General features: G+C 71.1%; 19 protein-coding genes and 1 pseudogene. 7 read left to right on the top strand and 13 right to left on the bottom strand.

The window, feature by feature from the left end; genetic code table 11:
• Window positions 1–61 precede the first annotated feature (61 nt).
• The gene (locus tag ACH4OA_RS16000; protein ID WP_397969465.1) at window positions 62–1,081 is read left to right on the top strand and encodes a LacI family DNA-binding transcriptional regulator; all 1,020 of its coding nucleotides are present in this window, start codon (window positions 62–64) and stop codon (window positions 1,079–1,081) included.
• A gap of 59 nt (window positions 1,082–1,140) precedes the next feature.
• Here ACH4OA_RS16000 and prcA read toward each other — a convergent pair whose 3' ends face one another.
• The 6 genes from prcA to arc form a co-directional block, all read right to left on the bottom strand.
• Entirely contained in the window at window positions 1,141–1,893 is a 753-nt protein-coding gene (gene prcA, locus ACH4OA_RS15995; protein WP_365882927.1) for a proteasome subunit alpha, read from the bottom strand.
• 64 nt (window positions 1,894–1,957) lie between these two features.
• Window positions 1,958–2,803: a proteasome subunit beta gene (gene prcB / locus ACH4OA_RS15990; protein ID WP_365882928.1), complete on the bottom strand. Its 846-nt coding sequence runs from the start codon at window positions 2,801–2,803 to the stop codon at window positions 1,958–1,960.
• A complete protein-coding gene (locus ACH4OA_RS15985; RefSeq protein WP_365882929.1) occupies window positions 2,755–3,018 on the bottom strand; it encodes an endonuclease domain-containing protein in 264 nt (87 codons plus the stop codon). Before ACH4OA_RS15985 ends, prcB begins: the two co-directional genes overlap by 49 nt.
• 54 nt (window positions 3,019–3,072) lie before the next feature.
• Window positions 3,073–3,291 carry a ubiquitin-like protein Pup gene (locus tag ACH4OA_RS15980; RefSeq protein WP_016325855.1) on the bottom strand — a complete coding sequence of 73 codons (219 nt, stop codon included), beginning with the start codon at window positions 3,289–3,291 and terminating at the stop codon, window positions 3,073–3,075.
• Window positions 3,292–3,463: 172 nt separating this feature from the next.
• A complete protein-coding gene (dop, locus tag ACH4OA_RS15975; protein ID WP_365882930.1) occupies window positions 3,464–4,975 on the bottom strand; it encodes a depupylase/deamidase Dop in 1,512 nt (503 codons plus the stop codon).
• Window positions 4,976–5,207: 232 nt separating this feature from the next.
• The gene (arc, locus tag ACH4OA_RS15970; RefSeq protein WP_397969463.1) at window positions 5,208–6,974 is read right to left on the bottom strand and encodes a proteasome ATPase; all 1,767 of its coding nucleotides are present in this window, start codon (window positions 6,972–6,974) and stop codon (window positions 5,208–5,210) included.
• 520 nt (window positions 6,975–7,494) lie between these two features.
• Between arc and ACH4OA_RS15965 the strand changes: the two genes are divergently transcribed.
• Window positions 7,495–7,797: a ferredoxin gene (locus tag ACH4OA_RS15965; RefSeq protein WP_365882932.1), complete on the top strand. Its 303-nt coding sequence runs from the start codon at window positions 7,495–7,497 to the stop codon at window positions 7,795–7,797.
• Window positions 7,798–7,804: 7 nt separating this feature from the next.
• On the opposite strand, the gene ACH4OA_RS15960 is transcribed toward ACH4OA_RS15965, so the two are convergent.
• The 3 genes from ACH4OA_RS15960 to ACH4OA_RS15950 form a co-directional block, all read right to left on the bottom strand.
• Window positions 7,805–8,383: a hypothetical protein gene (locus tag ACH4OA_RS15960; RefSeq protein WP_397946596.1), complete on the bottom strand. Its 579-nt coding sequence runs from the start codon at window positions 8,381–8,383 to the stop codon at window positions 7,805–7,807.
• 288 nt (window positions 8,384–8,671) lie between these two features.
• On the bottom strand, window positions 8,672–9,574 hold the full coding sequence (locus ACH4OA_RS15955; RefSeq protein WP_365883579.1) for a tRNA (adenine-N1)-methyltransferase: 903 nt from the start codon (window positions 9,572–9,574) through the stop codon (window positions 8,672–8,674).
• Window positions 9,575–9,663: 89 nt separating this feature from the next.
• The gene (locus ACH4OA_RS15950) at window positions 9,664–11,202 is read right to left on the bottom strand and encodes a site-2 protease family protein (protein WP_397969462.1); all 1,539 of its coding nucleotides are present in this window, start codon (window positions 11,200–11,202) and stop codon (window positions 9,664–9,666) included.
• An 813-nt stretch (window positions 11,203–12,015) separates the two neighbouring features.
• On the opposite strand from ACH4OA_RS15950, the pseudogene ACH4OA_RS15945 reads away from it, so the two are divergent.
• Window positions 12,016–12,831, top strand: a pseudogene (locus ACH4OA_RS15945) (RecB family exonuclease); the annotation flags it as partial.
• 53 nt (window positions 12,832–12,884) lie between these two features.
• On the top strand, window positions 12,885–13,556 hold the full coding sequence (locus tag ACH4OA_RS15940) for a response regulator (RefSeq protein ID WP_397937036.1): 672 nt from the start codon (window positions 12,885–12,887) through the stop codon (window positions 13,554–13,556).
• 66 nt (window positions 13,557–13,622) lie between these two features.
• Here the strand turns inward: ACH4OA_RS15940 and ACH4OA_RS15935 are convergent, their stop codons facing one another.
• The 4 genes from ACH4OA_RS15935 to metH form a co-directional block, all read right to left on the bottom strand.
• Complete coding sequence (locus ACH4OA_RS15935) at window positions 13,623–15,206, bottom strand: ABC transporter substrate-binding protein (RefSeq protein ID WP_365879738.1); 1,584 nt, start codon at window positions 15,204–15,206, stop codon at window positions 13,623–13,625.
• 98 nt (window positions 15,207–15,304) lie between these two features.
• Entirely contained in the window at window positions 15,305–16,909 is a 1,605-nt protein-coding gene (locus ACH4OA_RS15930) for an ABC transporter substrate-binding protein (RefSeq protein WP_365879740.1), read from the bottom strand.
• Window positions 16,910–17,379: 470 nt separating this feature from the next.
• Window positions 17,380–18,081 (bottom strand): HAD family hydrolase, encoded by a 702-nt coding sequence (locus ACH4OA_RS15925; RefSeq protein WP_397969460.1) that lies wholly within the window; start codon window positions 18,079–18,081, stop codon window positions 17,380–17,382.
• Window positions 18,082–18,193: 112 nt separating this feature from the next.
• Window positions 18,194–21,703, bottom strand: coding sequence for a methionine synthase (metH, locus tag ACH4OA_RS15920; protein ID WP_397937040.1), 3,510 nt, complete (start codon window positions 21,701–21,703; stop codon window positions 18,194–18,196).
• Between the two features lie 277 nt (window positions 21,704–21,980).
• On the opposite strand from metH, the gene ACH4OA_RS15915 reads away from it, so the two are divergent.
• From ACH4OA_RS15915 to glpK, 3 genes are all read left to right on the top strand, one after another.
• A complete protein-coding gene (locus ACH4OA_RS15915; protein ID WP_365879747.1) occupies window positions 21,981–22,745 on the top strand; it encodes an IclR family transcriptional regulator in 765 nt (254 codons plus the stop codon).
• 1,015 nt (window positions 22,746–23,760) lie between these two features.
• The gene (locus ACH4OA_RS15910; protein WP_397937041.1) at window positions 23,761–24,555 is read left to right on the top strand and encodes an MIP/aquaporin family protein; all 795 of its coding nucleotides are present in this window, start codon (window positions 23,761–23,763) and stop codon (window positions 24,553–24,555) included.
• 72 nt (window positions 24,556–24,627) lie between these two features.
• The gene (glpK, locus tag ACH4OA_RS15905; RefSeq protein WP_365879751.1) at window positions 24,628–26,166 is read left to right on the top strand and encodes a glycerol kinase GlpK; all 1,539 of its coding nucleotides are present in this window, start codon (window positions 24,628–24,630) and stop codon (window positions 26,164–26,166) included.
• Window positions 26,167–26,181 lie beyond the last annotated feature (15 nt).

Below are 26,181 nucleotides of genomic sequence, written 5' to 3'. Positions count from 1 at the left end.
GTCGCGCTCCATACGTACCATGTGCGCTGTTCACCCGTCCACATGAAGGAGCAGGCCCACGGTGGCACGCAGCAGCACGCGCCCGACCAGCCGGGACGTCGCCCACGCGGCCGGGGTCTCCCAGGCCGCCGTCTCCCTCGTGCTGGGCGACAAGTGGCGCGGCCGGGTGTCGCAGGCCACCGCCGAGCGGGTGCGCGAGGCCGCGCGCGAGCTGGGCTACCGGCCGAACCTCGCCGCCCGCAACCTCCGGCTGGGCCGCACCCGCACGGTGCTGCTCGTGGTGCCCGCGCTGACCACGGAGTTCTTCGCCGGCGTCTACACCGGCGCCGCCCGCGTGGCGGCCGAGCACGGCTTCGGCATGGTGCTCTACCCCTCCCCCGAGGGCGTCGGCCCGGCCCGGGACCCCTTCGCCTCCGCGCAGGCCGCCCTGGACGGCGTCATCGCCTCCTCCATGGCCGCCGACGCCCTCACCGCGATCCGCGGCGAGGCGCTGCCGCTGGTCATGCTCGACAGCGACCCGGCCGGCAGCCTGGGCGCCGCGACCGTGAACCTGGACATCGCCGACGGCGTCCGCCAGGTCGCCGGGCATCTGCTGGGCCTCGGCCACCGCCGGATCCTGCACCTGGCCGCGGACGTGCCGTCCTGGACCTTCGAGATCCGCGCGGCCGAGCTGGCCGCGCGGCTGGCCGCCGTGCCCGGCACGGAGATCCGCACGGCCCGGGCGCCGATCTCCATCGAGGGGGCGCTCGCTGCCACCGAGGCCGCGCTGACCGCGCCCGGCCCCCGGCCGACGGCGGTGGTCTGCGACGACGACAAGCTGGCCGCCGGCGCCTACAAGGCGCTGCGCCGGCTCGGCCTGCGCGTGCCGGACGACGTCTCGGTCACCGGCCTGGACGACCTGGCCCTGGCCACCGCCCTCGACCCCGAGCTGACGACCGTGCGGCTGGACGCCGAGCTGTTCGGCGAGCGCGGTATGCGGGCCCTGCTGGCGGTCCTGGAGGGCCGGGAGCCGGAGAGCGGGGACATCCCGGTCCACCTCGTCGTCCGGGGCTCCACGGCCCCGCCGCGCGTGAGCGGATAAGCCGGTGCCCCGGCCGGGAACCGGCCGGGGCACCGCTGGGCCCGGTGAGCGCGGGCGGGTCACTCCTGCTCGGAGTTCTCCTCCGCGGAACTCTCCGCCTCCGTGCTCGCGCCGCCCGCCTCCAGCAGACGGTCGAGCTGGCGGCCTACGATGCGCTTGAACTTGCGCTTCTGCGGGCGCGTGCGGTCGAGTACGGCCACCTCCAGGCGCTCGGCGGGGATCTCCCGCTCGCTGCCGTTGGTGTCCCGGGACAGCGCCTGCACGGCCAGCTTCAGGGCTTCGGCGAGGCTCATCCCGTCGCGGTGGCGCTGGTCCAGGAAGCTGCTGATCTGCTCGGCGTTGCCGCCCACCGCGACCGAGCCGTGCTCGTCCACGATGGAGCCGTCATGCGGCAGCCGGTAGATCTGGTCGCCCTCGGGGGTCTCCCCGACCTCGGCGACCACCAGTTCCACCTCGTACGGCTTCTCGGCCGCCGAGGAGAAGATCGTGCCCAGCGTCTGGGCGTAGACGTTGGCCAGGCCGCGGGCGGTGACGTCGTCCCGGTCGTAGGTGTAGCCGCGCAGGTCGGCGTAGCGGACGCCGCCGATGCGCAGGTTCTCGTACTCGTTGTACTTCCCGGCCGCCGCGAAGCCGATCCGGTCGTAGATCTCGCTGAACTTGTGCAGCGCGCGGGACGGGTTCTCGCCGACGAACACGATGCCGTCGGCGTACTGCAGCACGACCAGGCTGCGGCCGCGGGCGATGCCCTTGCGGGCGTACTCCGCGCGGTCGGCCATGGCCTGCTGGGGTGAGACATAGAACGGCGTCGACACCGGTTATCCGTCCCTTTCTGTCATGGTCACTGGATCACCTTGGATAAAAGAACCGGGCCCGCGCTCAGAGCAGGGCGGCCTTGGGGCCGTCCGGCTCCTCCAGGCGCCGCTGGAGCACCGCGCGGGCGAGTTCGGCTCCCTCGTCCTCGGTGAGCCGGCGGAAGCCGTCCTCGGTGATCACGGTGATGATCGGGTAGATCCGGCGGGCGACATCGGGACCGCCGGTCGCCGAGTCGTCGTCAGCCGCGTCGTACAGGGCCTGCACCACCAGCGTGGTGGCCTGCTCCTCGGTCAGGTCGCCGCGGAACAGCTTCTTCAGCGCGCCGCGCGCGAAGATCGAGCCGGAGCCGGTCGCCGCGAAGTGGTGCTCCTCGGAGCGGCCGCCCGTGACGTCGTAGGAGAAGATGCGTCCCCGCCCGCGGTCCAGGTCGTACCCGGCGAAGAGGGGCACCACGGCCAGGCCCTGCATGGCCATGCCGAGGTTGGAACGGATCATGGTCGACAGGCGGTTCGCCTTGCCCTCCAGGGAAAGCTGGGCGCCCTCGACCTTCTCGAAGTGCTCCAGCTCGAGCTGGAACAGCTTGACCATCTCGACGGCCAGGCCGGCCGTGCCGGCGATGCCGACGGCCGAGTACTCGTCGGCGGGGAAGACCTTCTCGATGTCCCGCTGGGCGATCACGTTGCCCATCGTGGCCCGGCGGTCACCCGCGAGCACGACCCCTCCGGCGAACGTCACGGCCACGATGGTCGTGCCGTGCGGCGCCTCGAGCACGCCCTGGACGGGCGGCAGCTGCCGGCTGCCGGGCAGCAGCTCCGGCTGGTGCTCGGCGAGGAAATCCATGAACGAAGAGGATCCTGGCGTCAGGAAGGCAGCTGGTAGACGCCCGGTGCCACGGGTATTGGCTCCCACGAGTTTCCTTCCACATAGCGGCAGTCCGGCCGGCAAGTCCAGGGCGTCTCTCCCCGCTTGCCGATGGCCGAATTGCGGTTGAAGCACGGTATGCCACGGACCTTACCCGGCTGGTGGCGGTGATCCACATGCCCTGTGGGAGCCGTCCCGGGCGGCAAAGACCGCCCGCGGCCCGGACTCCTCCGGCCGCGAGCAGTGCTTCGTCGTCCGCTCACCGGCCCCTCACGGCACGCCCGCCCTCGAACCCCCGATCCGAAGGCGCGGGCGGCCTACTGCCCGCCCTTCTGCACGAAGGAACGCACGAAGTCCTCCGCGTTCTCCTCCAGGACGTCGTCGATCTCGTCCAGGACGGAGTCCACGTCGTCGGACAGCTTCTCCTGCCGCTCCTTGAGGTCCTCCGACGCCTGCGCGTCCTGCGCCTGCTCCTCGACCTCCTCGGTGGAGCGCGTGGCCTTCTGCTGGCCGCCGCCCGTGTCCTTGGTCGCCATAACCCTCACCCCGCTCAGTTCGCCTGCCGATCGGTGATGATCAGACCCTACAAGCCGGGTCCGACATCGGCCCCGCACTTTCCACAACGTGCGGGGGCCACCTCGATGATTCCCGGGCGGTGGGGTTTCCACCCCGCCCGCCCGGGGCGGTACGGGTACCCGCGGGCCGCGCTCAGTTGCCCGACAGGACCCTGACCAGGTCTTCCGCCGTGCGACAGCGGTCCAGCAGCTCCTTGACGTGATTTCGCGTTCCGCGTAGCGGTTCCAGGGTTGGGACCCGCTGGAGGGAGTCGCGGCCCGGCAGGTCGAAGATGACCGAGTCCCAGGAGGCCGCGGCGACGTCGTCGGCGTACTGCTCCAGACACCGGCCGCGGAAGTACGCCCGGGTGTCCTCCGGCGGCTTCGTACGGGCCCGGTCGACCTCGGACTCGTCCAGCAGCCGCTTCATGCGCCCACGGGCCGCCAGACGGTTGTAGAGGCCCTTCTCGGCCCGTACGTCGGCGTACTGGAGGTCGACCAGGTGCAGCCGGGGGGCGTCCCAGTCGAGGCCGTCGCGGCGGCGGTAGCCCTCCATCAGCTCCCGCTTGGCGACCCAGTCCAGTTCGCCGGCCAGGCTCATGGGGTCGTTCTCCAGCCGGGTGAGGGTGTCCTCCCAGCGGCTGAGGACGTCCTTGGTCTGGTCGTCGGCGTCGGCGCCGAAGCGCTCCTCGACGTACTTGCGGGCCAGCTCGAAGTACTCCATCTGCAACTGGACCGCGGTGAGGGTGCGCCCGCTGCGCAGCGTGACCAGGCGCTTGAGGGACGGGTCGTGCGAGACCTGGTGCAGGGTGCGCACCGGCTGCTCGACGGCCAGGTCCACGGCGATGAAGCCGTCCTCGATCATGGACAGGACCAGGGCGGTCGTGCCCAGTTTGAGGTAGGTGGAGATCTCCGAGAGGTTGGCGTCGCCGATGATCACGTGCAGCCGGCGGTACTTCTCGGCGTCCGCGTGCGGTTCGTCGCGGGTGTTGATGATGGGCCGCTTGAGCGTGGTCTCCAGGCCGACCTCGACCTCGAAGTAGTCGGCGCGCTGGCTGAGCTGGAAGCCGTGCTCGTGCCCGTCCTGGCCGACGCCGACGCGGCCGGCGCCGGCGAAGACCTGCCGGGAGACGAAGAAGGGCGTCAGATGGCGCACGATGTCCGAGAAGGGCGTCTCCCGCTTCATCAGGTAGTTCTCGTGCGTGCCGTAGGAGGCGCCCTTGTTGTCGGTGTTGTTCTTGTACAGGTGGATCGGCTGGGCGCCGGGCAGCTGCGCGGCCCGCTCGGCGGCCTCGGCCATGATCCGCTCGCCGGCCTTGTCCCACAGGACGGCGTCGCGGGGGTTGGTGACCTCCGGAGCGCTGTATTCGGGATGGGCGTGGTCGACGTACAGGCGCGCGCCGTTGGTGAGGATCACATTGGCCAGGCCGATGTCCTCGTCGGTGAGCTGGCTGGAGTCGGCGGCTTCCCGGGCGAGGTCGAAGCCTCGCGCGTCCCGCAGCGGATTCTCCTCCTCGAAGTCCCAGCGGGCCCGGCGGGCCCGGTGCATCGCCGCCGCGTAGGCGTTGACGATCTGGGACGAGGTGAGCATGGCATTGGCGTTCGGGTGGCCGGGGACGGAGATCCCGTACTCCGTCTCGATGCCCATTACTCGCCGTACGGTCATGCGGCCCTCCTTGCCCGGCGGCGCCCTCGGTCGTGGGCGCCGCTCAAGTACCGCCGGCGCTCCGGTGCCTGTGCGGTGCCCGTCCCCGCACGGCGCGACTCGGCGGCAGAAACGAGCCTAGAACGCCTTTGCGCTGGTGGGGAGATCATTTGCGTCATTGGCTGCTCCGGTCGTGGCCCGGAAAACAGTCGGCTGCGGGTACCCGCCGAGGGCACCCGCAGCCGCCCTGCCGTTACAGGTACTGACCGGTGTTCGCCACCGTGTCGATGGAGCGTCCGGTGTCCGCGCCCTGCTTTCCGGTGATGAGCGTACGGATGTACACGATCCGCTCGCCCTTCTTTCCGGAGATCCGGGCCCAGTCGTCCGGGTTGGTGGTGTTGGGCAGGTCCTCGTTCTCCTTGAACTCGTCCACGCAGGCCTGGAGCAGGTGGGAGACGCGGAGGCCCTTCTGGGTCTTTTCCAGGAAGTCCTTGATCGCCATCTTCTTGGCGCGGCCCACGATGTTCTCGATCATGGCGCCGGAGTTGAAGTCCTTGAAGTACAGGACTTCCTTGTCGCCGTTGGCGTAGGTGACCTCCAGGAAGCGGTTCTCCTCGGATTCGGCGTACATGTGCTCGACCGCGGTCTGGATCATGCCCTGGACCGTGGCGCCCCGGTCGCCGCCGTGCTCCGTGAGGTCGTCCGCGTGCAGCGGCAGACGCTCGGTGAGGTACTTGCCGAAGATGTCCTTCGCCGCCTCGGCGTCCGGCCGCTCGATCTTGATCTTCACGTCGAGCCGGCCGGGCCGCAGGATGGCGGGGTCGATCATGTCCTCGCGGTTGGAGGCGCCGATCACGACCACGTTCTGCAGGCCCTCCACACCGTCGATCTCGGCGAGCAGCTGCGGGACGATGGTGTTCTCCACGTCCGAGCTGACACCGGAGCCGCGGGTGCGGAAGAGGGACTCCATCTCGTCGAAGAAGACGATGACGGGGGTGCCCTCGCTGGCCTTCTCCCGCGCACGCTGGAAGACCAGGCGGATCTGCCGCTCGGTCTCGCCGACGTACTTGTTGAGCAGCTCTGGACCCTTGATGTTCAGGAAGAAGCTCTTGCCGGCGGCCTGGCCGGTGACCTCGGCGACCTTCTTGGCCAGCGAGTTCGCGACGGCCTTGGCGATGAGCGTCTTGCCGCAGCCGGGCGGGCCGTAGAGCAGGACGCCCTTGGGCGGGCGCAGCTCGTGCTCCTTGAACAGGTCCGGGTAGAGGTACGGCAGTTCCACCGCGTCGCGGATGGCCTCGATCTGGTTGCCGAGGCCGCCGATCTGCTCGTACCCGATGTCGGGGACCTCTTCGAGGACCAGTTCCTCGACCTCGCTCTTGGGCACGACCTCGTAGACGTAGCCGGAGCGGGGTTCGAGCAGGAGGGCGTCACCGGCACGGATCGTGATGCCGCGCAGCGGCTCGGCGAGCCGCACCACCCTCTCCTCGTCCGTGTGCCCCAGTACGAGGGCGCGCTCGCCGTCCTCCAGGATTTCCTTGAGGGTGACGATGTCACCGACGCTCTCGAACTCCATGGCCTCGACCACGTTGAGCGCCTCGTTGAGCATGACCTCCTGGCCGCGCCGCAGGTCGTCGACTTCGACGCTGGGGCTGACGTTCACCCGGAGCTTGCGGCCGCCGGTGAAGATGTCGGCGGTGCCGTCCTCGTTCGCCTGCAGGAAGACACCGAAGCCGGCCGGCGGCTGGGCGAGCCGGTCGACCTCCTCCTTGAGGGCCACGATCTGGTCGCGGGCCTCGCGCAGGGTGTTGGCCAGCCGCTCGTTCTGGGCGGACACGCCGGCCAGGTTGGTCTGCAGCTCGACGATCCGCTCTTCGAGAATCCTCGTGTGGCGCGGAGAGTCGGCGAGCTTGCGGCGCAGGACGGCGATCTCCTGCTCAAGATAGGCAATCTGCCCGTCCGGGTCCTCGGACCCGCGTCCCGGGCGGATGCCGCGGTTCATGTCGTCGTCGTGGGCTGCCACGGTCCTCACCTCCTCCAAGGGGAGCTGGACGCTTCCAGACCCTACCTGGGTGGGTGTCGATTGAAACCCCTAGATCACAAAGACTGTCAAGGTGTGTCGTCGGTCACCCGCTGCACACTCCCTCGCACGGAGGGGATACCCACTCAACGTGAGGGGAAAGCAGCTTGTTCCTTGCATGGCGTGCTCGAATCCCTCCGCGGCTGACCGGAGTTGTCCGCCGGGGACCGATCGGCCCGGTTGCGGGCAGCCCTCATGGCGCTCGCGCGTTCCTCACGCAGAGCGACGGTACGAACGGACGGTGTCACCGCGTGGCGGCCGGAAACGATCGGCCCCGGCCGCCGGGCCTTCCTCTCCCGGTCCGGCGCTGGTACCCGACCGGGCGGTGCCGGAAACCCCCTGCCCCGCGCCCCGCGGGCGCGCGCCGGGCGGAGGTAGGGTCGGGGGTGTTCCCCCACCGCTGGAGCGGACCCGGCCGGCCCCCGTGGCACCCGGCCCGCCCGGCGCACCGACGGCAGGAGAGATGACCGTGCAGCAGGAGGCCCCGGGCGGCGAGGCACTGGAGGTCTGGATCGACCAGGACCTGTGTACCGGCGACGGGATCTGCGCCCAGTACGCCCCGGAGGTGTTCGAGCTGGACATCGACGGGCTGGCCTATGTGAAGGGCGCGGACGAGGAGCTGCTCACGCAGCCGGGCGCCACCACGCCGGTGCCGTTGCCGCTGCTGACGGACGTGGTGGACTCGGCGAAGGAGTGTCCCGGCGAGTGCATCCACGTCCGCCGGGTCTCGGACAAGGCCGAGGTGTACGGCCCCGACGCGGGGTGAGCCCGGTTCAGACGCGGTGGGCCCCGGCCGGCGTGGAGCGGAGGAAGGCCTTGCCGTTCCACCGCCAGCCCGCCGGGGTCCGCGTGTCGGGGCAGCAACTGGGCACGGCGTCCGAGGAGTAGCCGAGCAGCGTGGCGGAGACCGTGGCCGCGCGGATGCCGAAGCCGGTGACCGTGAGCCGTTCCCGCGGCGCGACCAGGGTGGCCACCAGACGCGGCTTGCCGTCGGCGGCGCGGGTGAGGACGTAGACCCCGTCGGGCGGGGTGCCCATGGGGGCGTCGCAGTGGACCACCGCGACGGTTTCCGGCCTGCCGTCGCCGTCCAGGTCCCCGGTGGCCTTCTTGACGACCACCGCCTTCACCGGTCCGCACTCCAGCGGGAAGTCCACACCGGCCGGGTCCGGCGGGGCGACGGCCGCGGGGAGAGGCTTCGCCGCGGTGCCGGGGGCGGGCTGGGCGGCCGTGGCCGAGCCGGGCCGGATTACGGAGGAGAGGGCCACGACGCCCGCGAGGGCCGTGGCGGTGGCGACCCAGTGGATGGGCCGGGTCCGGGTGTGCGCCAGCTCCGGAACGGCGGATTGCTGCACGAGGAGCGTCTCCTGTGAGGGCTGTGCCGGTGGGATGGCCTGCATGGTGCCACACGTCACAGTGCGGCGGAACGGCGGGTCCGGGATTTGCCCTGGCCGGCGGGTCCGTGCGCGGGAGCGGGCGCCGGGTCAACGTGAGGGCGCCGTGGCCGAGTTCCCGTCCTCGGCGGGAAACTCGGCCACGGCGCCCTCACGTTGTGCGCGCGTGGCGGCCGGTCGGCGGCCGCCACGCGGGCGGGTGGCTGGCTGGGGCGCGCGGACCGGTCGGCGGTCGCGCGCGCGTGGCGGTCAGCGGCCGGAGCCGCCGTCGGCGTTCGGTCCGGCGTAGTCCTCGCCGTACGCGCCCTTGGCGGGGCGGCGGCGGCGCATGGGCGGCTCGACGCCGTCCGCGAGGCGGCGGGCGGTGAGCAGGAAGCCGGTGTGGCCGATCATCCGGTGGTCCGGGCGGACGGCCAGGCCCTCGATGTGCCAGTTGCGGATCATGCTCTCCCAGGCGGTCGGCTCGTTGAAGCAGCCGATCTCCCGGATGGACTCCACGGTCCGGGCGAGCTGGGTGGTGGTGGCCACGTAGCAGCACAGGATGCCGCCCGGGACGAGCGCCTTGGAGACGGCCTCCAGGCACTCCCAGGGAGCGAGCATGTCCAGGATGACGCGGTCCACGTCGGCGTCGGACAGGTTGTCCTGGAGGTCGCCCACGGTGAGCTGCCAGGCGGGGTGCGGGCCGCCGAAGTAGCGCTCGACGTTCTGCCGGGCGATCTCGGCGAAGTCCTCGCGGCGCTCGTAGGAGTGGAGCATGCCCTGGTCGCCGATGGCCCGCAGCAGGAAGCTGCTGAGCGAGCCGGAGCCCACACCGGCCTCCACGACGCGGGCGCCGGGGAAGATGTCGGCGAAGGCGAGGATCTGCCCCGCGTCCTTCGGGTAGACGACGGCTGCCCCGCGGGGCATGGACAGGACGTAGTCGGGGAGCAGGGGGCGCAGCGCGAGGTAGGCCACGTTGCCGGTGGTCCGGACAACGCTGCCCTCGGGAGCGCCGATCAGTTCGTCGTGCGGGAAGGAACCCTTGTGGGTGTGGAAGTTCTTCCCGGCTTCGAGCGTGAACGTGTAGTGGCGACCCTTGGGGTCGGTCAGCTGTACCTGGTCCCCGACCTTGAAGGGCCCGCGCCTGCGGGCGGCACCGGTCGGTTCGGACATGTGACCAGCCTACCGGTTCCCCGCGGGGGTCCCGGCCCGCGGCGGGCGTCCGGGCCGGCGCCGCGGGCGCGCGGCCGGTGCACGGCGGGTCAGGCGGGCCGCGCCATGGCCCGGACGAAGGCGCGTTCCACGTCGGCGGCGGAGAGCACGCCGTAGATCTCGCCGGTCTCCTCGACCACCAGGTACTCGGTGGCCGGGGTGGCGCGCAGCACGTCCAGCAGTTCCTCGCCGGCCAGCTCGGCGGAGACCCGCATGCCGTCGGTGAGGTCCTGGGCGAGCCCGCCGACCGCCACCCAGGGACGGCGGTGTTCCGGTACGCCGACGATGGCGGCCTCGCGGACCAGGGACAGCGGGGTGCCGTCGCCGTCGACCACGACCAGGGCGCGGGCCCCGGCGGCGTTGGCGCGGCGCAGCGCCTCGGAGAGCGGGGTGTCGCTCTCGACCGGCACGGCCCGCCGGGTGAGGGTGCGGGCGCGCAGCTCGGGGAGGTGTTCGCGCAGCCGGGCCATGCGCAGGCTGTTGCCGGCGCCGGTCCAGATGATCGCGGCGAGGATGGCGGCGAGCAGGGCGTCGGTGACGGTGTCCATGCCGCCCGCGTCCTCCCCGCCGCCGCCGAGGGCGCCGGAGGAGTTGAGCAGCGGCAGGCCGATCAGGACGGCGACGGCGAGGGCGCGGCCCACCCAGGCGGCGGCGACGGTGCCGCTCATCGGCTTGCCGGTGATCTTCCAGACGACGGCGCGGAGCATGCGGCCGCCGTCGAGGGGCAGACCCGGGAGGAAGTTGAAGATCGCCACGATGAGGTTGGAGACCATCAGTCCGGCCAGCAGGACTCCCGGTACGGTGCCGGGCTCGACGGGCTTCAGGGCGAGGTAGAACAGGCCGGCCAGGACCAGGGAGAGCAGCGGGCCGACGAAGGCCAGCACGAACTCGCGGCCCGGGGTCTCGGCCTCCTTCTCGATCTCCGAGACACCGCCGAAGAACTGGAGCTGGATGCGGCGGACCGGCAGCTTGAAGCGGATCGCGGCGACCGTGTGGGCCAGCTCGTGGACCAGGACGGAGGCGTAGAAGGCGACCGCGAAGAACAGGGAGACCAGGTAACGGGCGGCGCCCAGCTCGGGCAGCACGCGGTCGAGCTGGCCGCCGAAGACCCAGGTGATCAGGGCGGCGACGAGGAACCAGCTCGGCGCGACGTAGACGGGCACGCCGAAGGGACGGCCCATGAGGATGCCGCCGCCGGGGCCGGGCTCCTTCGGCCGCGGTCCGGGCGGCCGGCCCTTGGCGATGCCGGAGTGGGCGAGGGAACGGTGGTCGGGGGCGGGGCCCGGGCCGGGGCCGGCGGGCGTCCGCGCGCCGTCGTCCGCCGGGGCCGGGGTGGTGCCGCCGTGCTCTTCGGGCTTGCCCGCGGGAGCGCTCCCGGTGTCGTCCGCGCTCGTGCCGGGTCCGTCCTCGCCGCCTTCCGGGGACGACGGGTCGTCTTCCGGGGACGACGGGTCCGGCCGGTTACGTGCCGTGGGCTCGGGGCGGGAGGGGTCGGTGGGTCCGGTCGCCGGGGCCGTAGGCTCCGCGGAGTGTCCGGCCGGCTCGTCGTTGCCGGACCGCGGCTGCCCGCTCCCGCCGCTCACGTCCACGGTGTCCCCTCGTTCGAAGCGTCTTCCGCGCCTGCCGGACGGAAGGTCTCTGGTCGATGGTATGCGGCCTTGGTGGCGTGTTCCGCCCCGGCACCCTTTGTGTTTGCCCCGAGGACGCCGGGGCGAACGCGGCCGGCGAATGGGTCACTGTCAGTGGCGGGCCGTAAGGTCGGGGGCATGGAAAGCAGCATCGACGAGGCAGCGGCCCCGCCGGGCGGCGCCGCCCAGACGCCACCGGCCACACCGCCCCGGACGCCGGGCCCCGCGATGCCCACGGCGACGGAACGGACCGCCGAGGCGGAGTCGTCCGCGGCCACGGGGGCGGCCACCGAGGCGGAACCGGCCGCGGAGGCGCAGCCGACCGTGCCCACGGGACCGGCTGCCGAAGCGCGACCAGTGACCGGAGCGGGACCGGTCGGTGCCGGCCCCGGACCGGCCGGCGCGTCCGAACCGGCCGGCGAAGCCGAGACGGACGCCGGGGTCACGGCGCACGCCGGACCGGGTGCGAGTGCGGTGCCTGGCGGCGATGCGCCCACCACCGGTGACGAGGCCCCCGCCAGTGCGGGACCCGGCGCGGATGCCGTTTCCAGCGGTGGGGCCGGTGCCACCGCCGGCGCTGCCTCCCCCGGTGACCACGGACCCGCCGCCGGTGGGGAACCGCCCGCCAGCGCGGGACCCGGCGCGGGCGCCGTATCCGGCGATGAGGCCGGTGCCGCCGGCGTTGCCTCCCCCGGGGGCCGCGGAGCCGTCGCCGGTGGGGAATCCGGCGTCGGTGGTGGCCCTCGGGGAGTTGGTGGAGGGCGTGGTGCCCTGGCGCCGCGTTCGTTGTCGCCCTCCCGGGCCAGTGACTTCATGCAGTGCCCGTTGCTGTACCGGTTCCGGGTGATCGACCGGCTGCCGGAGAAGCCCAGCGCGGCGGCGACGCGGGGCACACTGGTGCACGCGGTGCTGGAGCGGCTGTTCGACGCGCCGGCCGGGGAGCGGACGGCACCCCGGGCGAAGGCGCTGATCCCGGGTCAGTGGGACCGGCTGCGGGAGAGCCGCCCGGAGGTGACCGAGCTGTTCGCCGACGATCCGGAGGGCGAGCGGCTGGCCGGATGGCTCGCCGAGGCGGAGCGGCTCGTGGAGCGCTGGTTCACGCTGGAGGACCCCACGCGGCTGGAGCCGGCCGAGCGGGAGCTGTTCGTGGAGGCCGAGCTGGAGTCGGGGCTGCGGCTGCGCGGGATCATCGACCGGGTGGACGTGGCGCCGACCGGCGAGGTCAGGATCGTCGACTACAAGACGGGCAAGGCCCCGCGCCCGGAGTACGCCGAAGGCGCGCTGTTCCAGATGAAGTTCTACGCCCTGGTCGTCTGGCGGCTGAAGCGGGTCGTGCCGCGCCGGCTCGAGCTCGTCTACCTCGGCAGCGGGGACGTGCTGACGTACGACCCGGTCCTCGCCGACCTGGAGCGGGTGGAGCGCAAGCTGCACGCGCTGTGGGAGGCCATCAGGCAGGCCACGGAGACCGGGAACTGGCGGCCCCGGCCGACGAAGCTGTGCGGCTGGTGCGACCACCAGGCGCACTGCCCGGAGTTCGGCGGCACTCCCCCGCCCTACCCGCTGCCGGTCGGGGCGCCCGGGACCGGGTGAGGCGGTGGACGGGGGCAGGGCAGAATGGGGCCGGACTAGCGAAGGAGTGTCACGTGGCCATCCGCGTCCTACTGGTCGACGACCAGCCCCTGCTGCGTACGGGTTTCCGGATGATCCTGGAGGCCGAGCAGGACATCGCCGTCGTCGGCGAGGCCGGTGACGGTCTGCAGGCCCTCGACCAGGTGCGCGCCCTGCAACCGGATGTGGTGCTCATGGACATCCGGATGCCGCGGATGGACGGGGTGGAGGCCACCCGGCAGATCACCGGTCCGGAACGGGACGGCCCGGCCAAGGTGCTGGTGCTGACCACCTTCGACCTGGACGAGTACGTGGTGGAGGCGCTGCGGGCCGGCGCGAGCGGCTTCCTGCTGAAGGACGCGCCCGCCCACGAACTGGTGCAGGCGATCCGGGTGGTGGCGGCCGGCGAGGCCATGCTGGCGCCGAGCATCACCCGGCGGCTGCTGGACAAGTACGCCACGCATCTGCCGTCCGGCGAGGATCCGGTGCCGGACACCCTGCACACCCTCACCGACCGTGAGGTGGAGGTGCTGAAGCTGGTGGCGCGCGGGCTGTCCAACGCGGAGATCGCGGCCGATCTGTTCGTCAGCGAGACGACGGTGAAGACGCACGTGGGTCATGTGCTGACCAAGCTGCGGCTCAGGGACCGGGTGCAGGCGGCGGTGTACGCCTACGAGAGCGGTCTGGTGCGTCCCGGCGCCCAGTAGGCGGACGGCACGGCGAAGGGCGCCCGCTCCCCCACGGGGAGCGGGCGCCCTTCGCCGTGTCCGGTGTCAGCCGCTCTTGCTGAGTTCCCAGAACCGGAACACCGTGGAGGCGTCCAGGCAGTACTCCAGGCCGTACACGCCGTCGCGGACGACCGCGTACTGCTTGGCCTGCCAGACCGGCAGGACGGGCAGTTCGTCGGCGACTATGTCCTGCAGCTTGCCGAAGTCCTTGTCGGTCGCCGCGCGGTCGCTCTGCGCGGCGGTGCCGGGCAGGAGCGTCCCGGTGATCGTGCGGTTGCTGTAGTTGTTGTCCAGCACGTTGCCCTTGCCGAAGAACGGGGCGGTGAAGTTGTCGGCGTCCGGGTAGTCCGGCACCCAGCCCTTCACGTACACGCCGTACTTGCCGGCGGCGATGTCCTTCTCGTACTGGTCGAAGGCGACGGACTGGACGTCGGCGTCGAACAGTCCGCTGGCGTTGAGCTGGCCGGCGATGGCCTTCAGCTCCTCGTCGGTGGCGGGGCCGTAGCGGGACGGCGTGGACCACAGGGTGAGCTTGACCTTGCCGGTGATGCCGTCGGCGCGCAGCGCGTCGGCGGCCTTGGCCTGGGAGGGCCGGGCGCCGTAGGTGTCGAAGAAGGCGGTGTTGTGGCCCACGATGCCCGCCGGGATGATCGAGTACAGCGGGGTGGCGGTGTCCTGGTACACGTCTTTGATCAGGGCGTCCCGGTCCAGGAGGTAGGCGATGGCCTTGCGGACGCCCAGCTTGCCGGCCACCGGGTCCTTCATGTTGAAGACCAGGTGCTGCACCTCGGCGCTGGTGCCCTCGATGACGTCGACGCCCTTGCTGTCGTTCTGCTCGTCCAGCTGGGCGATGTCGGAGGCGGTCAGACCGCGGTAGGCGAGGTCGATGCCGCCGTCGAGGAGGGCCTTCTTCAGGGCGGTGCGGTCGCCGTGGAAGAACTTCACGGTGACGCCCGAGTTGTTGACCTCGGCGGTGCCCCGGTAGTTGCCGTTGACGGAGAAGACGGCCTGGTCCTTGTCGAAGGAGTCCAGCTTGTAGGGGCCGGAGCCGACCGCCTGGTGGTCGGTGCGCAGGCCGTTCGCGTCGTACTGGCGGTGGTCCACGATGGAGCCGGCACCGGAGGCGATCTTGCTGGGGAAGGTGGCGTCGGGCACCTTCAGGTGGAAGACGGCCGTGCTGGCGTCCGGTGTCTCGACCTTGTCGAGCATCGGGAACATGATCGCGGGACCGGCGGGGTCGGCGATCTTCAGCATGCGGTCGAAGGAGAACTTCACGTCCTCGGAGGTGAGGGCGTCACCGTTGCTGAACTTCAGGCCGTCCTTCAGCTTGCACTGGTAGACCATGGCCCGGGCGTCGGTGAAGCCGCACCGCTCCGCCAGTTCGGGCTGGGGTTCGGTCGCGCCCTTGGGGAAGCCGAGCAGCGACTGGAAGACGTTGTTGAACAACAGCCAGGAGCCGGGGTCGTAGCCGGACGCCGGGTCCGTGGTGAGGATGTCGTCGGACATCCCCATCACCACGGAGGAGCCGGTGTCCCCGGAGTCACCGGTCTCGGTCCCGCAGCCGGTCAGCAGGCCGGAGGCCAGCCCCGCCACGAGGGGCAGGACCGGCCACTGGTTGCGCATGTTCACTCGGAATGCCTTGTCGTCGGTTCGTCAGCCCGGCTCCGGCCGTCCCTGGAACCGGGCGCCGGGGCCGCACCGTGCCGGGCCCCGGCTGCAAGGAGCCGTCAGCCGCTCACACCGCGGCCCAGCTCCCAGAGCTGAAGCGTCGAGGAGGAGTTGAGGGTGTAGGCCACGCCCGTGATGTCGTCCCGCGCGGCGACGTACTGCTTGCCCTGCCACAGCGGCAGCACCGGGACGTCCTCGGCGACGGTGTTCTGGATCTCGGTCAGGCTCTTGGTGGCGCCGAGGCGGTCGGCCTCGCGGCGGGACTGCGGGATCAGCGAGCGCTGGATGGTGGTGTTGTCGTACGGCGAGCCGAGGAAGTTGTCCTTGTCCAGGAAGGGCGCGAGGAAGTTGTCGGCGTCCGGGAAGTCGGGGAACCAGCCCATGCCGTAGACGTCGTACTGGCCCTTCTGCTCGGCGGGCCGGAAGGACGACCACGGGTGGCCCTCGATGGAGACGTCGAACAGCCCGCTGTCGTCGAGCTGCTTCTTCAGGACCTCGAACTCCTGCCGGGTGGCCGAGCCGTAGTGGTCGGTGGTGTAGTGCAGGGTCAGCTTGACCGGAGTGGTGATGCCGGCCTTGGACAGCAGCAGCTTGGCCTTGTCGACGCTGGGGTTGCCGTACCTGTTGAAGAACGCGTTGGAGTGGCCGGTGACGGTGGCCGGGACCAGCGAGTACAGCGGCTCGGCCTGGGTGCCGTAGACCTTGGAGACCAGTTCGCCGCGGTTGATGACCTGGGCCATGGCCTGGCGTACGGCCTTGGACTTGACGCTGGGGGCGTCGGTGTTGAAGGCCAGGTAGCGGATCTCCAGGCCCGACATGTCCACCAGGTCGACGTTCGCGTCGTCGCCGGCGTCCAGCTTCTGGATCTGCGCCGGCGACATGGTGCGGGTCATCACGTCGATGTCGCCCTTGTCGATCGCCGCGCCCATGGCGTCGGCGTCGGCGAAGGAGCGCAGCTGGACCTTGTCGTTCTTCACCGTGACGTTGCCCTGGTAGGAGGCGTTCTTGGTGAAGGTGATGGTGGTGATCGCGTCGTTCTTGACGTCGGCCGAGAAGGTGTACGGGCCGGACCCGTCGACCGCGAACCCGTCGCGCAGCTTGTCCTTCGGGTAGTCCTTCGGGTTGATGATGCCCGCGACCGGCGTGGACAGCTTGTACGGGAAGGTGGCGTCGGCCGTCTTCAGGTGGAAGACGACGTCGCGGTCGCCCTGCGTCTCGATGGTGTCGATGGTGTTCAGCAGGGCGGAGACACCGCTGTCCGCGTTGATGCGCAGCACCCGCTCGATGGAGTACTTGACGTCCTCGGCGGTCACCGCGTCGCCATCGGCGAACTTCAGCCCCTCGCGCAGCTTGCAGGCGTAGCGCTCGCTGCCGCTGTCGGTGAAGGAGCAGCTCTCGGCGGCGTCCGGGACGGGCTCGCCCTCGCCCTTGGGCTGCGCCATCAGGGTCTGCACGGACTGGCGCAGGATGTTCCAGGTGCCGACGTCGTAGGCGAAGGCCGGGTCGAGGGGCGCCGGGGCGTCCTTGGTGGCCGTGAACTGGTCCGTCGTACCGACGACGATGGCGTCACCGCTCTTGCCCCCGCTGCCGGATCCGCCGCACGCGGCGAGAACCGGGGTGAGCAGGCCGGCCACCGCCGGCAGCACCAAAGTCTTGCGGTTCATGCGGGAGTTTCTCCAGAGCTGTTCGGGTCCGTGTATCCGGCATGCAGGGGTGGTGCGGCGGATCACAGGGGTTCTCGGCGATGTTCTCGGCGATGTTCTCGGCGATGAGATTAGTCCGCGCCCGCAGCGGGGTTCACGGCCGCGTGAGCTGACCCCTCATCACGCAGTGGAACCGGTCGCGGACACACCGAAAACCCGACAGCGGCATGATTAGTGCAGCATCCCACCAATCGGGACACAAGGACCCGTCCGCACCATCCGATCGGTGCCGTTCTGCACACTCGGCCAACGTTGTCGAGGCCGCCGGGCGTGGGGAACGTCACACTCCCAACTGTGCCGCCGGTCAGTGGAATTCGGCCGGTCGAACGCCGGTGAATTACCTCCGGGTGTACGTCCTCGTAAATGTGTCCGGCGCGGTCAATGGGCTTCCGCGCCGCGCTCGGGAAGCGGGGGCACCGGGGTGGGAACGGCTAGTGCGTGTGCGTCATCAGACCTCGCAGGAATGCGAGGTCGACCTGCTCCAGCGAGCCGACGACCGTGCGTCCCGCGGCCGGGCCGATGGGCGCGACGGACGGGACGGCGACCACCCGGCAGCCGGCGGCCTCGGCCGCGGCGACCCCGGTCGCGGTGTCCTCGACCACGGCGCACCGGGCCGGCTCGACGCCGAGGCCCGCCGCGGCGAGCAGGTACGGGTCCGGGAAGGGCTTGGTGCGGGAGACCTCGTCGCCGGCCACGGACAGGGCGAAGTGGTGCGGGCCGAGCACGGACAGCACGCGGTCGATGATGCGGCGGTGGGAGGCGGAGACCAGGGCGGTGGGGATCTGCTGCTCGGACAGCTCGGCGAGCAGCCGGGCGGCGCCCGGCATCAGCGGCAGCGACCGGCCGATCCGGCTCTCGAAGCCCTCGTTGAGCAGCACGGTGAGTTCGTCGAGGCCGATGTCGGCGCCGGTCGCCTCGATGAGGAAGCCGGCGCTGCGGGTCATCGGGCCGCCGACCACGACATGGCGCCAGGTCTCGTCCAGGGTGTGGCCGAGCGCGGCGAAGACCTCCACCTCGACGTCCCACCAGAAGCCTTCGGTGTCCACCAGGGTGCCGTCCATGTCCAGGAGGACCGCTTGCAGGGCGGAGCCTTCGGCCGTACGGGTTCCTAGCGCGGGGACCGTGCTGGTCATCCGGGGCACCTCCTTGACGGGACGGCCAGGCCGGCTCCCCGGTGGGGAACCGGCCTGCGGTGGACCGACCAGTGTACGGCCTGTCCGATCAATGTGCCCAGTGAGACGCGCGTCACCGTGCGTTGAAGTACTTGGCTTCCGGGTGGTGGATCACGATGGCGTCGGTGGACTGTTCGGGGTGGAGCTGGAACTCCTCGGACAGGTGGACGCCGATCCGCTCGGGCCGCAGCAGTTCCGCGATCTTGGCGCGGTCCTCCAGGTCCGGGCAGGCGCCGTAGCCGAGCGAGAAGCGCGCGCCGCGGTACTTCAGCGCGAACATGTCCTCGATGCCGGCCGGGTCCTCGCCGTCGAAGCCGAGTTCGGCGCGCACGCGCGCGTGCCAGTACTCGGCGAGCGCCTCGGCCAACTGCACCGAGAGGCCGTGCAGTTCGAGGTAGTCGCGGTAGGCGTTGGCCTCGAACAGCTTCGCGGTCTCCTCACCGATGCGCGAGCCGACGGTGACGACCTGGAACCCGACGACATCGGTCTCGCCGGACTCCTGGGGGCGGAAGAAATCCGCCAGGCACAGCCGCCGGCCGCGGCGCTGGCGCGGGAAGGTGAAGCGGGTGCGCTCGTTGCCGTGTTCGTCCAGGAGGATCAGGTCGTCGTCCTTGGACACGCACGGGAAGTAGCCGTAGACCACGGCCGCTTCGAGGAGGTTGTCGGTCTGGAGCCGGTCCAGCAGGCCGCGCAGCCGGGGCCGGCCCTCGCTCTCCACCAGCTCCTCGTACGACGGGCCCTCGCCGGTGCGGGCCTGCTTCAGTCCCCACTGGCCCTTGAACAGCGCGCCCTCGTCCAGCCAGCTCGCGTACTCCTTGAGCTGGATGCCCTTGACGACCCGGGTCCCCCAGAACGGCGGGGCGGGCACCGGGTTGTCCGTGGCCACGTCGGAGCGGCCCGGCTGCGGCTGCTCCTCCGTCTCGACCGTGGCCGTGGCGCGGACCCGGCGCTGGCGCAGCTCGGGCAGCTTCGCGCCGGGCACGCCCCGCTTGACGCCGATCAGGGCGTCCATCAGGCGCAGGCCCTCGAAGGCGTCCCGGGCGTAGCGCACCTCGCCGTCGTAGACCTCGTGCAGGTCCTGTTCGACGTAGGCGCGGGTGAGCGCGGCACCGCCGAGGATGACCGGGAAGCGGGCGGCCAGGCCGCGCTGGTTCAGCTCCTCCAGGTTCTCCTTCATGATCACGGTGGACTTCACCAGCAGTCCGGACATGCCGATCACATCGGCCCGGTGTTCCTCGGCGGCCTCCAGGATCGCGGAGACCGGCTGCTTGATGCCGAGGTTGACCACGGTGTAGCCGTTGTTGGACAGGATGATGTCGACCAGGTTCTTGCCGATGTCGTGCACGTCGCCGCGGACCGTGGCCAGCACGATCGTGCCCTTGCCCTCGGTGTCCGTCTTCTCCATGTGCGGTTCCAGGTACGCCACCGCGGCCTTCATGACCTCGGCGGACTGGAGCACGAACGGCAGCTGCATCTGCCCGGAGCCGAACAGCTCGCCGACGACCTTCATCCCGTCCAGCAGCGTCTCGTTGACGATGTCGAGGGCGGGGCGGTCGGCGAGGGCGGTCTCCAGGTCGGCTTCCAGGCCGTTGCGCTCGCCGTCGATGATCCGCCGCTTCAGCCGCTCCTCCAGCGGCAGCGCGGCCAGCTCCTCGGCCTTGCCCGCCTTCAGCGACTTCGCCGTGGCGCCCTCGAACAGCTGCATGAGCTTCTGGAGGGGGTCGTAGCCCTCGCGGCGCCGGTCGTAGATCAGGTCCAGGGCGGTGCCGACCTGTTCCTCGTCGAAGCGGGCGATCGGCAGGATCTTCGAGGCGTGCACGATCGCGGAGTCCAGGCCCGCCTTGACGCACTCGTCCAGGAAGACCGAGTTCAGCAGGATGCGCGCGGCCGGGTTCAGGCCGAAGGAGATGTTCGACAGGCCCAGCGTGGTCTGCACCGCCGGGTGGCGGCGCTTGAGTTCGCGGATGGCCTCGATGGTGGCGACGCCGTCCTTGCGGGACTCCTCCTGGCCGGTGCAGATGGTGAAGGTCAGGGTGTCGATGAGGATGTCCTCCTCACGGATGCCCCAGTTCCCCGTGAGGTCCGTGATCAGCCGCTCGGCGATCTCGACCTTCTTCTCCGGGGTACGGGCCTGGCCCTCCTCGTCGATCGTGAGCGCGATCAGCGCCGCTCCGTGCTCCCGGGCGAGCCGGGTGACCTTCGCGAACCGGGAGTCGGGGCCGTCGCCGTCCTCGTAGTTCACCGAGTTGATCACCGCGCGGCCGCCCAGCTTCTCCAGGCCCGCCCGGATCACCTCCACCTCGGTGGAGTCCAGCACGACCGGCAGGGTGGAGGCGGTCGCGAAGCGGCCCGCCAGCTCCTTCATGTCCGCCACGCCGTCGCGGCCGACGTAGTCCACGCACAGGTCCAGCAGGTGGGCGCCCTCGCGGATCTGCTCCCGGGCGATCTCCACACAGTCGTCCCAGCGGCCCTCGAGCATCGCCTCCCGGAACTTCTTCGACCCGTTGGCGTTGGTCCGCTCGCCGATCGCCAGGTAGGCGGTGTCCTGCCGGAACGGCACCGACTGGTACAGCGAGGCCGCGCCCGGCTCGGGGCGCGGATCGCGCACCGGCGGCGTCACGCCCCGCACCCGTTCCACGACCTGCCGCAGGTGCTCCGGCGTCGTGCCGCAGCAGCCGCCGACCAGCGACAGTCCGTACTCGCGGACGAAGGTCTCCTGGGCGTCGGCCAGCTCGGGCGCGCCCAGCGGGTAGTGCGCGCCGTCCTTGCCCAGGACGGGCAGTCCCGCGTTGGGCATGCAGGACAGCGGGACCCGGGCGTGCCGGGCCAGGTAGCGCAGGTGTTCGCTCATCTCGGCCGGGCCGGTGGCGCAGTTCAGGCCGATCATGTCGATGCCCAGGGGCTCCAGCGCGGTCAGCGCCGCGCCGATCTCCGAGCCCAGCAGCATCGTCCCGGTCGTCTCCACCGTCACCGACACGATCACCGGGACGTCGTACCCGGCCGTCCGCATCGCGCGCCGGGCGCCCAGGACGGCCGCCTTGGTCTGGAGCAGGTCCTGCGTGGTCTCCACCAGCAGCGCGTCCGCGCCGCCCGCGAGGAGTCCCTCGGCGTTGGCCTCGTAGGCGTCCCGGATCACCCCGAAGGTGGTGTGGCCGAGGGTGGGCAGTTTGGTGCCCGGGCCCATCGAGCCCAGCACCCAGCGCGGCCGGCCGTCGCGCGCGGTGAACTCCTGCGCGCTCTCCCGGGCCACCCGCGCGCCCGCCTCGGACAGCTCGTAGACCCGGTCGGAGATGTCGTACTCACCCAGCGCGGAGTGGTTCGCCCCGAACGTGTTGGTCTCCACGCAGTCCACGCCGGCGTCGAAGTACGCCTGGTGGACGGAGCGGACGATGTCCGGGCGGGTGACGTTCAGGACCTCGTTGCAGCCTTCCAGCTGCTGGAAGTCCTCAAGAGTGGGCTCCTGGGCCTGGAGCATCGTGCCCATGGCTCCGTCGGCGACCACCACACGGGTGGCGAGCGCCTCGCGGAGCGCGGACACACGGGCCCGGCTGTCGGCGGAAGGGGACGTTGGCGACGAGGCCATGTAAGGGCTCCCTGAGATGCGACGGCTGTCGGCTATGCGGCTTCCCCGGCGGGGCGGGGCTTGCCGCACGGCGTCAGAGTAGCCGGGAGTCGGCTTGGATGGGCACCCGCGTCCACGAGACGGACGCGGGTGACCCCGAAGTCACGCGGAAGCCACCCGTCGTGTAACAGGTGCTGTCCGACCATTAGCGGGAGGTCGGCATGGACCGGTAGTGTTCGGCATTGCCGAACGGTGACAGCACCATTGGGCAGTCGAAGGGGACGGAGGCAGGACGGCGATGGCACGGAACATCCAGTCGCTCGAACGGGCGGCGGCGATGCTGCGGCTGCTCGCGGGCGGCGAGCGGCGGCTGGGCCTGTCGGACATCGCCTCGTCACTGGGACTCGCCAAGGGCACCGCGCACGGCATCCTGCGCACCCTCCAGCAGGAGGGGTTCGTGGAGCAGGACGACGCCTCCGGCCGCTACCAGCTGGGCGCGGAGCTGCTGCGGCTCGGCACCACCTACCTGGACGTGCACGAACTGCGCGCGCGGGCGCTGGTGTGGACCGACGACCTGGCCCGGTCCAGCGGGGAGAGCGTGCACCTCGGCGTCCTGCACCAGCAGGGCGTGCTGATCGTGCACCACGTCTTCCGGCCCGACGACAGCCGGCAGGTGCTGGAGATCGGCGCCATGCAGCCGCTGCACTCCACGGCGCTCGGCAAGGTGCTCTCGGCGTACGACCCGGTGGCGCACAGCGAGGCGCTGGAGGCGGACCGCAAGCCCTTCACCGACCGCACCGTGTGCGACGCCCGCGACTTCGAGCACCTCCTCGACATCACGCGCGCGCGGGGATACGCGGCGGACGTGGAGGAGACCTGGGAGGGCGTCGCGTCGATCGCGGCGCCGATCCACGACCGGCGCCGGATGCCCGTGGGCGCGGTCGGCATCACCGGGGCCGTGGAGCGGCTGTGCCGGGAGGGCGAGCTGCGCCCGGAGCTGATCGCGGCGGTACGGGACTGCGCCCGCGCGGTCTCCCGCGACCTGGGCGCCGGACGCTTCTGACCGAGCGCCGCACGGGTACGGCCGAGCGCCACACGGGTACGGCCGGGCGCCACACGGGTACGGACGGACGCCACACGGGTACGGACGGACGCCGGACGACTGCGACCGGGGCCGAACACTCCTGACCGGAGCGCCGTGGCAGCTTCGGACGGACGCCGGTCGACTGCGGCCGGGCGCCGAACACTCCCGACCGGGATGCCGGACGGCTGCGGGTCGGGGCCGGAGAGACCCCGGACCGGCGCCGGTCGACTGCGCCTGGGCGTCGGACAATCCTGACCAGGGCGCCGTAGCGGCTGCAGACGAGCGCCGTCCGACTGCGACCGGGCACTGAACGCTTCCGACCGGGACACCGAACGGCTGCGCCCAGCGCCGTAGCGGCTCCGGACGGCCGCCGGCCGACTGCGACCGGGCACTGAACGCTTCCGACCGGGACACCGGACGGCTGCGGCCCAGCGCCATAGCGGCTTCGGACGGACGCCGGACGGCCGCGGCCGGGCGCCGGACACTCCTGACCAGGGCGCCGTAGCGGCTGCAGACGAGCGCCGTAGCGGTTCCGGCCGGGCGCCGAGCGCTTCCGACCGGGACGCCGGACAACTGCGGGTCGAGGCCGGAAAGGCCCCGGACGGACGCCGGACGGCTCAGGACGGGCGCCGTAGCGGCTGCGGCCCGCGGGAATCGCGACACGGGTGGCGAACGGCCGGAGTGCCGGGCGGTGTTCCGGCTGTCGATCTACCCTGATATGTACAAACCGCGCCAAACCGCACGTCCACCCCCGAAGGCCGATAACCCGCAGCGATCAATAACGATCCTGTTTCCGATAACAGAACTCTTGACGCACGCGTAGCGCCGAACAAGACTCCCGTCCATCGGTCGGCATTGTCGAACACCTACCGGCAATACGCGCTAGAGTGTGACAACGCCAAGGGCCGGCATCGCTCTCATCCCCGAGGGCGCCAGAACCCCCGGAGGGACCCGGGGTTCGGCTATCCCTGGACGAAGGACAAAGGAGTCGCGGGTGTCCAGCTCCGACATCTTCATCGGCGAGACCATCGGTACCGCCATACTCATCCTGCTCGGCGGCGGCGTCTGCGCCGCCGTCACGTTGAAGGCCTCCAAGGCCCGCAACGCCGGTTGGCTCGCCATCGCCTTCGGGTGGGGCTTCGCCGTCATGACGGCCGCGTACATCTCCGGACCGCTGTCCGGCGCGCACCTCAACCCGGCCCTCACCATCGCCCTGGCCATCAAGGACGGCGCCTGGAGCAACGTCCCGACCTACCTCGCCGGCCAGCTGCTCGGCGCGATGATCGGCGCGACCCTGGTGTGGGTCGTCTACTACGGCCAGTTCCAGGCCCACCTGACCGACAAGGAGATCGTCGGCGGCCCGGGCGCGCAGGCCACCTCGGCCAAGGCCGTCGAGGCGCAGGAACAGGGCGCCGGCCCGGTCCTCGGCATCTTCTCCACCGGCCCGGAGATCCGGAACGTGGCGCAGAACCTCGCCACCGAGATCGTCGGCACCGTCGTGCTGATCCTCGCCGTCCTCACCCAGGGCCTGAACGACCAGGGCAACGGCCTCGGTGTCCTCGGCGGTCTGATCACGGCGCTCGTGGTGGTGTCGATCGGTCTGTCGCTGGGCGGTCCGACGGGTTACGCGATCAACCCGGCCCGCGACCTGGGCCCGCGCATCGTGCACGCCCTGCTGCCCCTGCCCAACAAGGGCGGTTCCGACTGGAGCTACGCCTGGGTCCCGGTGGTCGGTCCGCTGGTCGGCGGCGCGATCGCGGCGGGCATCTACAACGTCGCCTTCGCGTAGGAAGCCGCGGACCACCGCGAGTCTTCGCACGCGCCGTACGCACCCCTCACCACGGACTTTCAGGAGCACACAGTGACCGACGCCCACACCGCAGGCCCCTTCATCGCGGCGATCGACCAGGGCACGACCTCCTCGCGCTGCATCGTCTTCGACCGGGACGGCCGGATCGTCTCCGTCGACCAGAAGGAACACGAGCAGATCTTCCCCAAGCCGGGCTGGGTCGAGCACGACGCCGACGAGATCTGGACCAACGTCCAGGAGGTCGTCGCCGGCGCCATCGCCAAGGCCGGCATCACCCGGGACGACATCAAGGCCATCGGCATCACCAACCAGCGCGAGACCACCGTGCTGTGGGACAAGAACACCGGTGAGCCCGTCCACAACGCCATCGTCTGGCAGGACACCCGCACCGACGCCCTCTGCCGGGAGCTGGGCCGCAACGTCGGCCAGGACCGCTTCCGCCGGGAGACCGGTCTGCCGCTCGCGTCGTACTTCGCCGGCCCCAAGGCCCGCTGGCTGCTCGACAACGTCGAGGGCCTGCGCGAGCGCGCCGAGGCGGGCGACATCCTCTTCGGCACCATGGACACCTGGGTCATCTGGAACCTGACCGGCGGTGTCGACGGCGGCCGGCACGTCACCGACGTCACCAACGCCTCCCGCACCATGCTGATGAACCTGCACACGATGCGGTGGGACGAGCGGATCGCCGAGTCGATCGGCGTGCCGCTGCAGATCCTGCCCGAGATCCGCTCCTCCGCCGAGGTCTACGGCGAGGTCACCGGCGGCAGGCTCGGCGAGCTGCTCGGCGGCATCCCGGTCGCCTCCGCGCTCGGCGACCAGCAGGCGGCCCTGTTCGGCCAGACCTGCTTCTCCGAGGGCGAGACCAAGTCGACCTACGGCACCGGCACCTTCATGGTGATGAACACCGGCGACAAGATCATCAACTCCTACGCCGGTCTGCTGACCACCGTCGGCTACAAGATCGGCGAGCAGCCGACGGTGTACGCCCTGGAGGGCTCGATCGCCGTCACCGGCTCGCTGGTGCAGTGGATGCGCGACCAGATGGGCCTGATCTCCACCGCCGCCGAGATCGAGACGCTGGCGCTCTCGGTCGAGGACAACGGCGGCGCCTACTTCGTGCCGGCCTTCTCCGGCCTGTTCGCCCCGCACTGGCGCTCCGACGCCCGCGGTGTGATCGCCGGCCTGACCCGGTACGTCACCAAGGCGCACCTCGCGCGCGCCGTCCTGGAGGCCACCGCCTGGCAGACCCGGGAGATCGCCGACGCCATGGTCAAGGACTCCGGCGACGAGCTGGTGACCCTCAAGGTCGACGGCGGCATGACCGCCAACAACCTGCTGATGCAGACCCTGGCCGACGTCCTGGACGCGCCCGTGGTGCGCCCGATGGTCGCCGAGACCACCTGCCTCGGCGCCGCCTACGCCGCCGGTCTCGCCGTCGGCTTCTGGTCCAGCACCGACGAGCTGCGCGCCAACTGGCGCCGGGCCGCCGAGTGGACCCCCCGCATGGACGCGGAGACCCGCGACCGTGAGTACAAGAACTGGCTCAAGGCCGTCGAGCGGACCATGGGCTGGATCGAGGACGAGAGCTGAGCGGCCAAGACGGCT

This window comes from Streptomyces sp. NPDC017095, from assembly GCF_044332325.1.
Lineage (GTDB): Bacteria > Actinomycetota > Actinomycetes > Streptomycetales > Streptomycetaceae > Streptomyces.
This window is presented reverse-complemented; position numbering and strand designations above follow the sequence as displayed.

Bases quoted from the DNA above. Each gene is read 5' to 3' on its own strand.
- ACH4OA_RS15980 (WP_016325855.1), bottom strand. From the start codon at position 3,291: ATGGCGACCAAGGACACGGGCGGCGGCCAGCAGAAGGCCACGCGCTCC.
- dop (WP_365882930.1), bottom strand. From the start codon at position 4,975: ATGACCGTACGGCGAGTAATGGGCATCGAGACGGAGTACGGGATCTCC.
- ACH4OA_RS15965 (WP_365882932.1), top strand. From the start codon at position 7,495: ATGACCGTGCAGCAGGAGGCCCCGGGCGGCGAGGCACTGGAGGTCTGG.
- ACH4OA_RS15955 (WP_365883579.1), bottom strand. From the start codon at position 9,574: ATGTCCGAACCGACCGGTGCCGCCCGCAGGCGCGGGCCCTTCAAGGTC.
- ACH4OA_RS15930 (WP_365879740.1), bottom strand. From the start codon at position 16,909: ATGAACCGCAAGACTTTGGTGCTGCCGGCGGTGGCCGGCCTGCTCACC.
- ACH4OA_RS15925 (WP_397969460.1), bottom strand. From the start codon at position 18,081: ATGACCAGCACGGTCCCCGCGCTAGGAACCCGTACGGCCGAAGGCTCC.
- metH (WP_397937040.1), bottom strand. From the start codon at position 21,703: ATGGCCTCGTCGCCAACGTCCCCTTCCGCCGACAGCCGGGCCCGTGTG.
- ACH4OA_RS15915 (WP_365879747.1), top strand. From the start codon at position 21,981: ATGGCACGGAACATCCAGTCGCTCGAACGGGCGGCGGCGATGCTGCGG.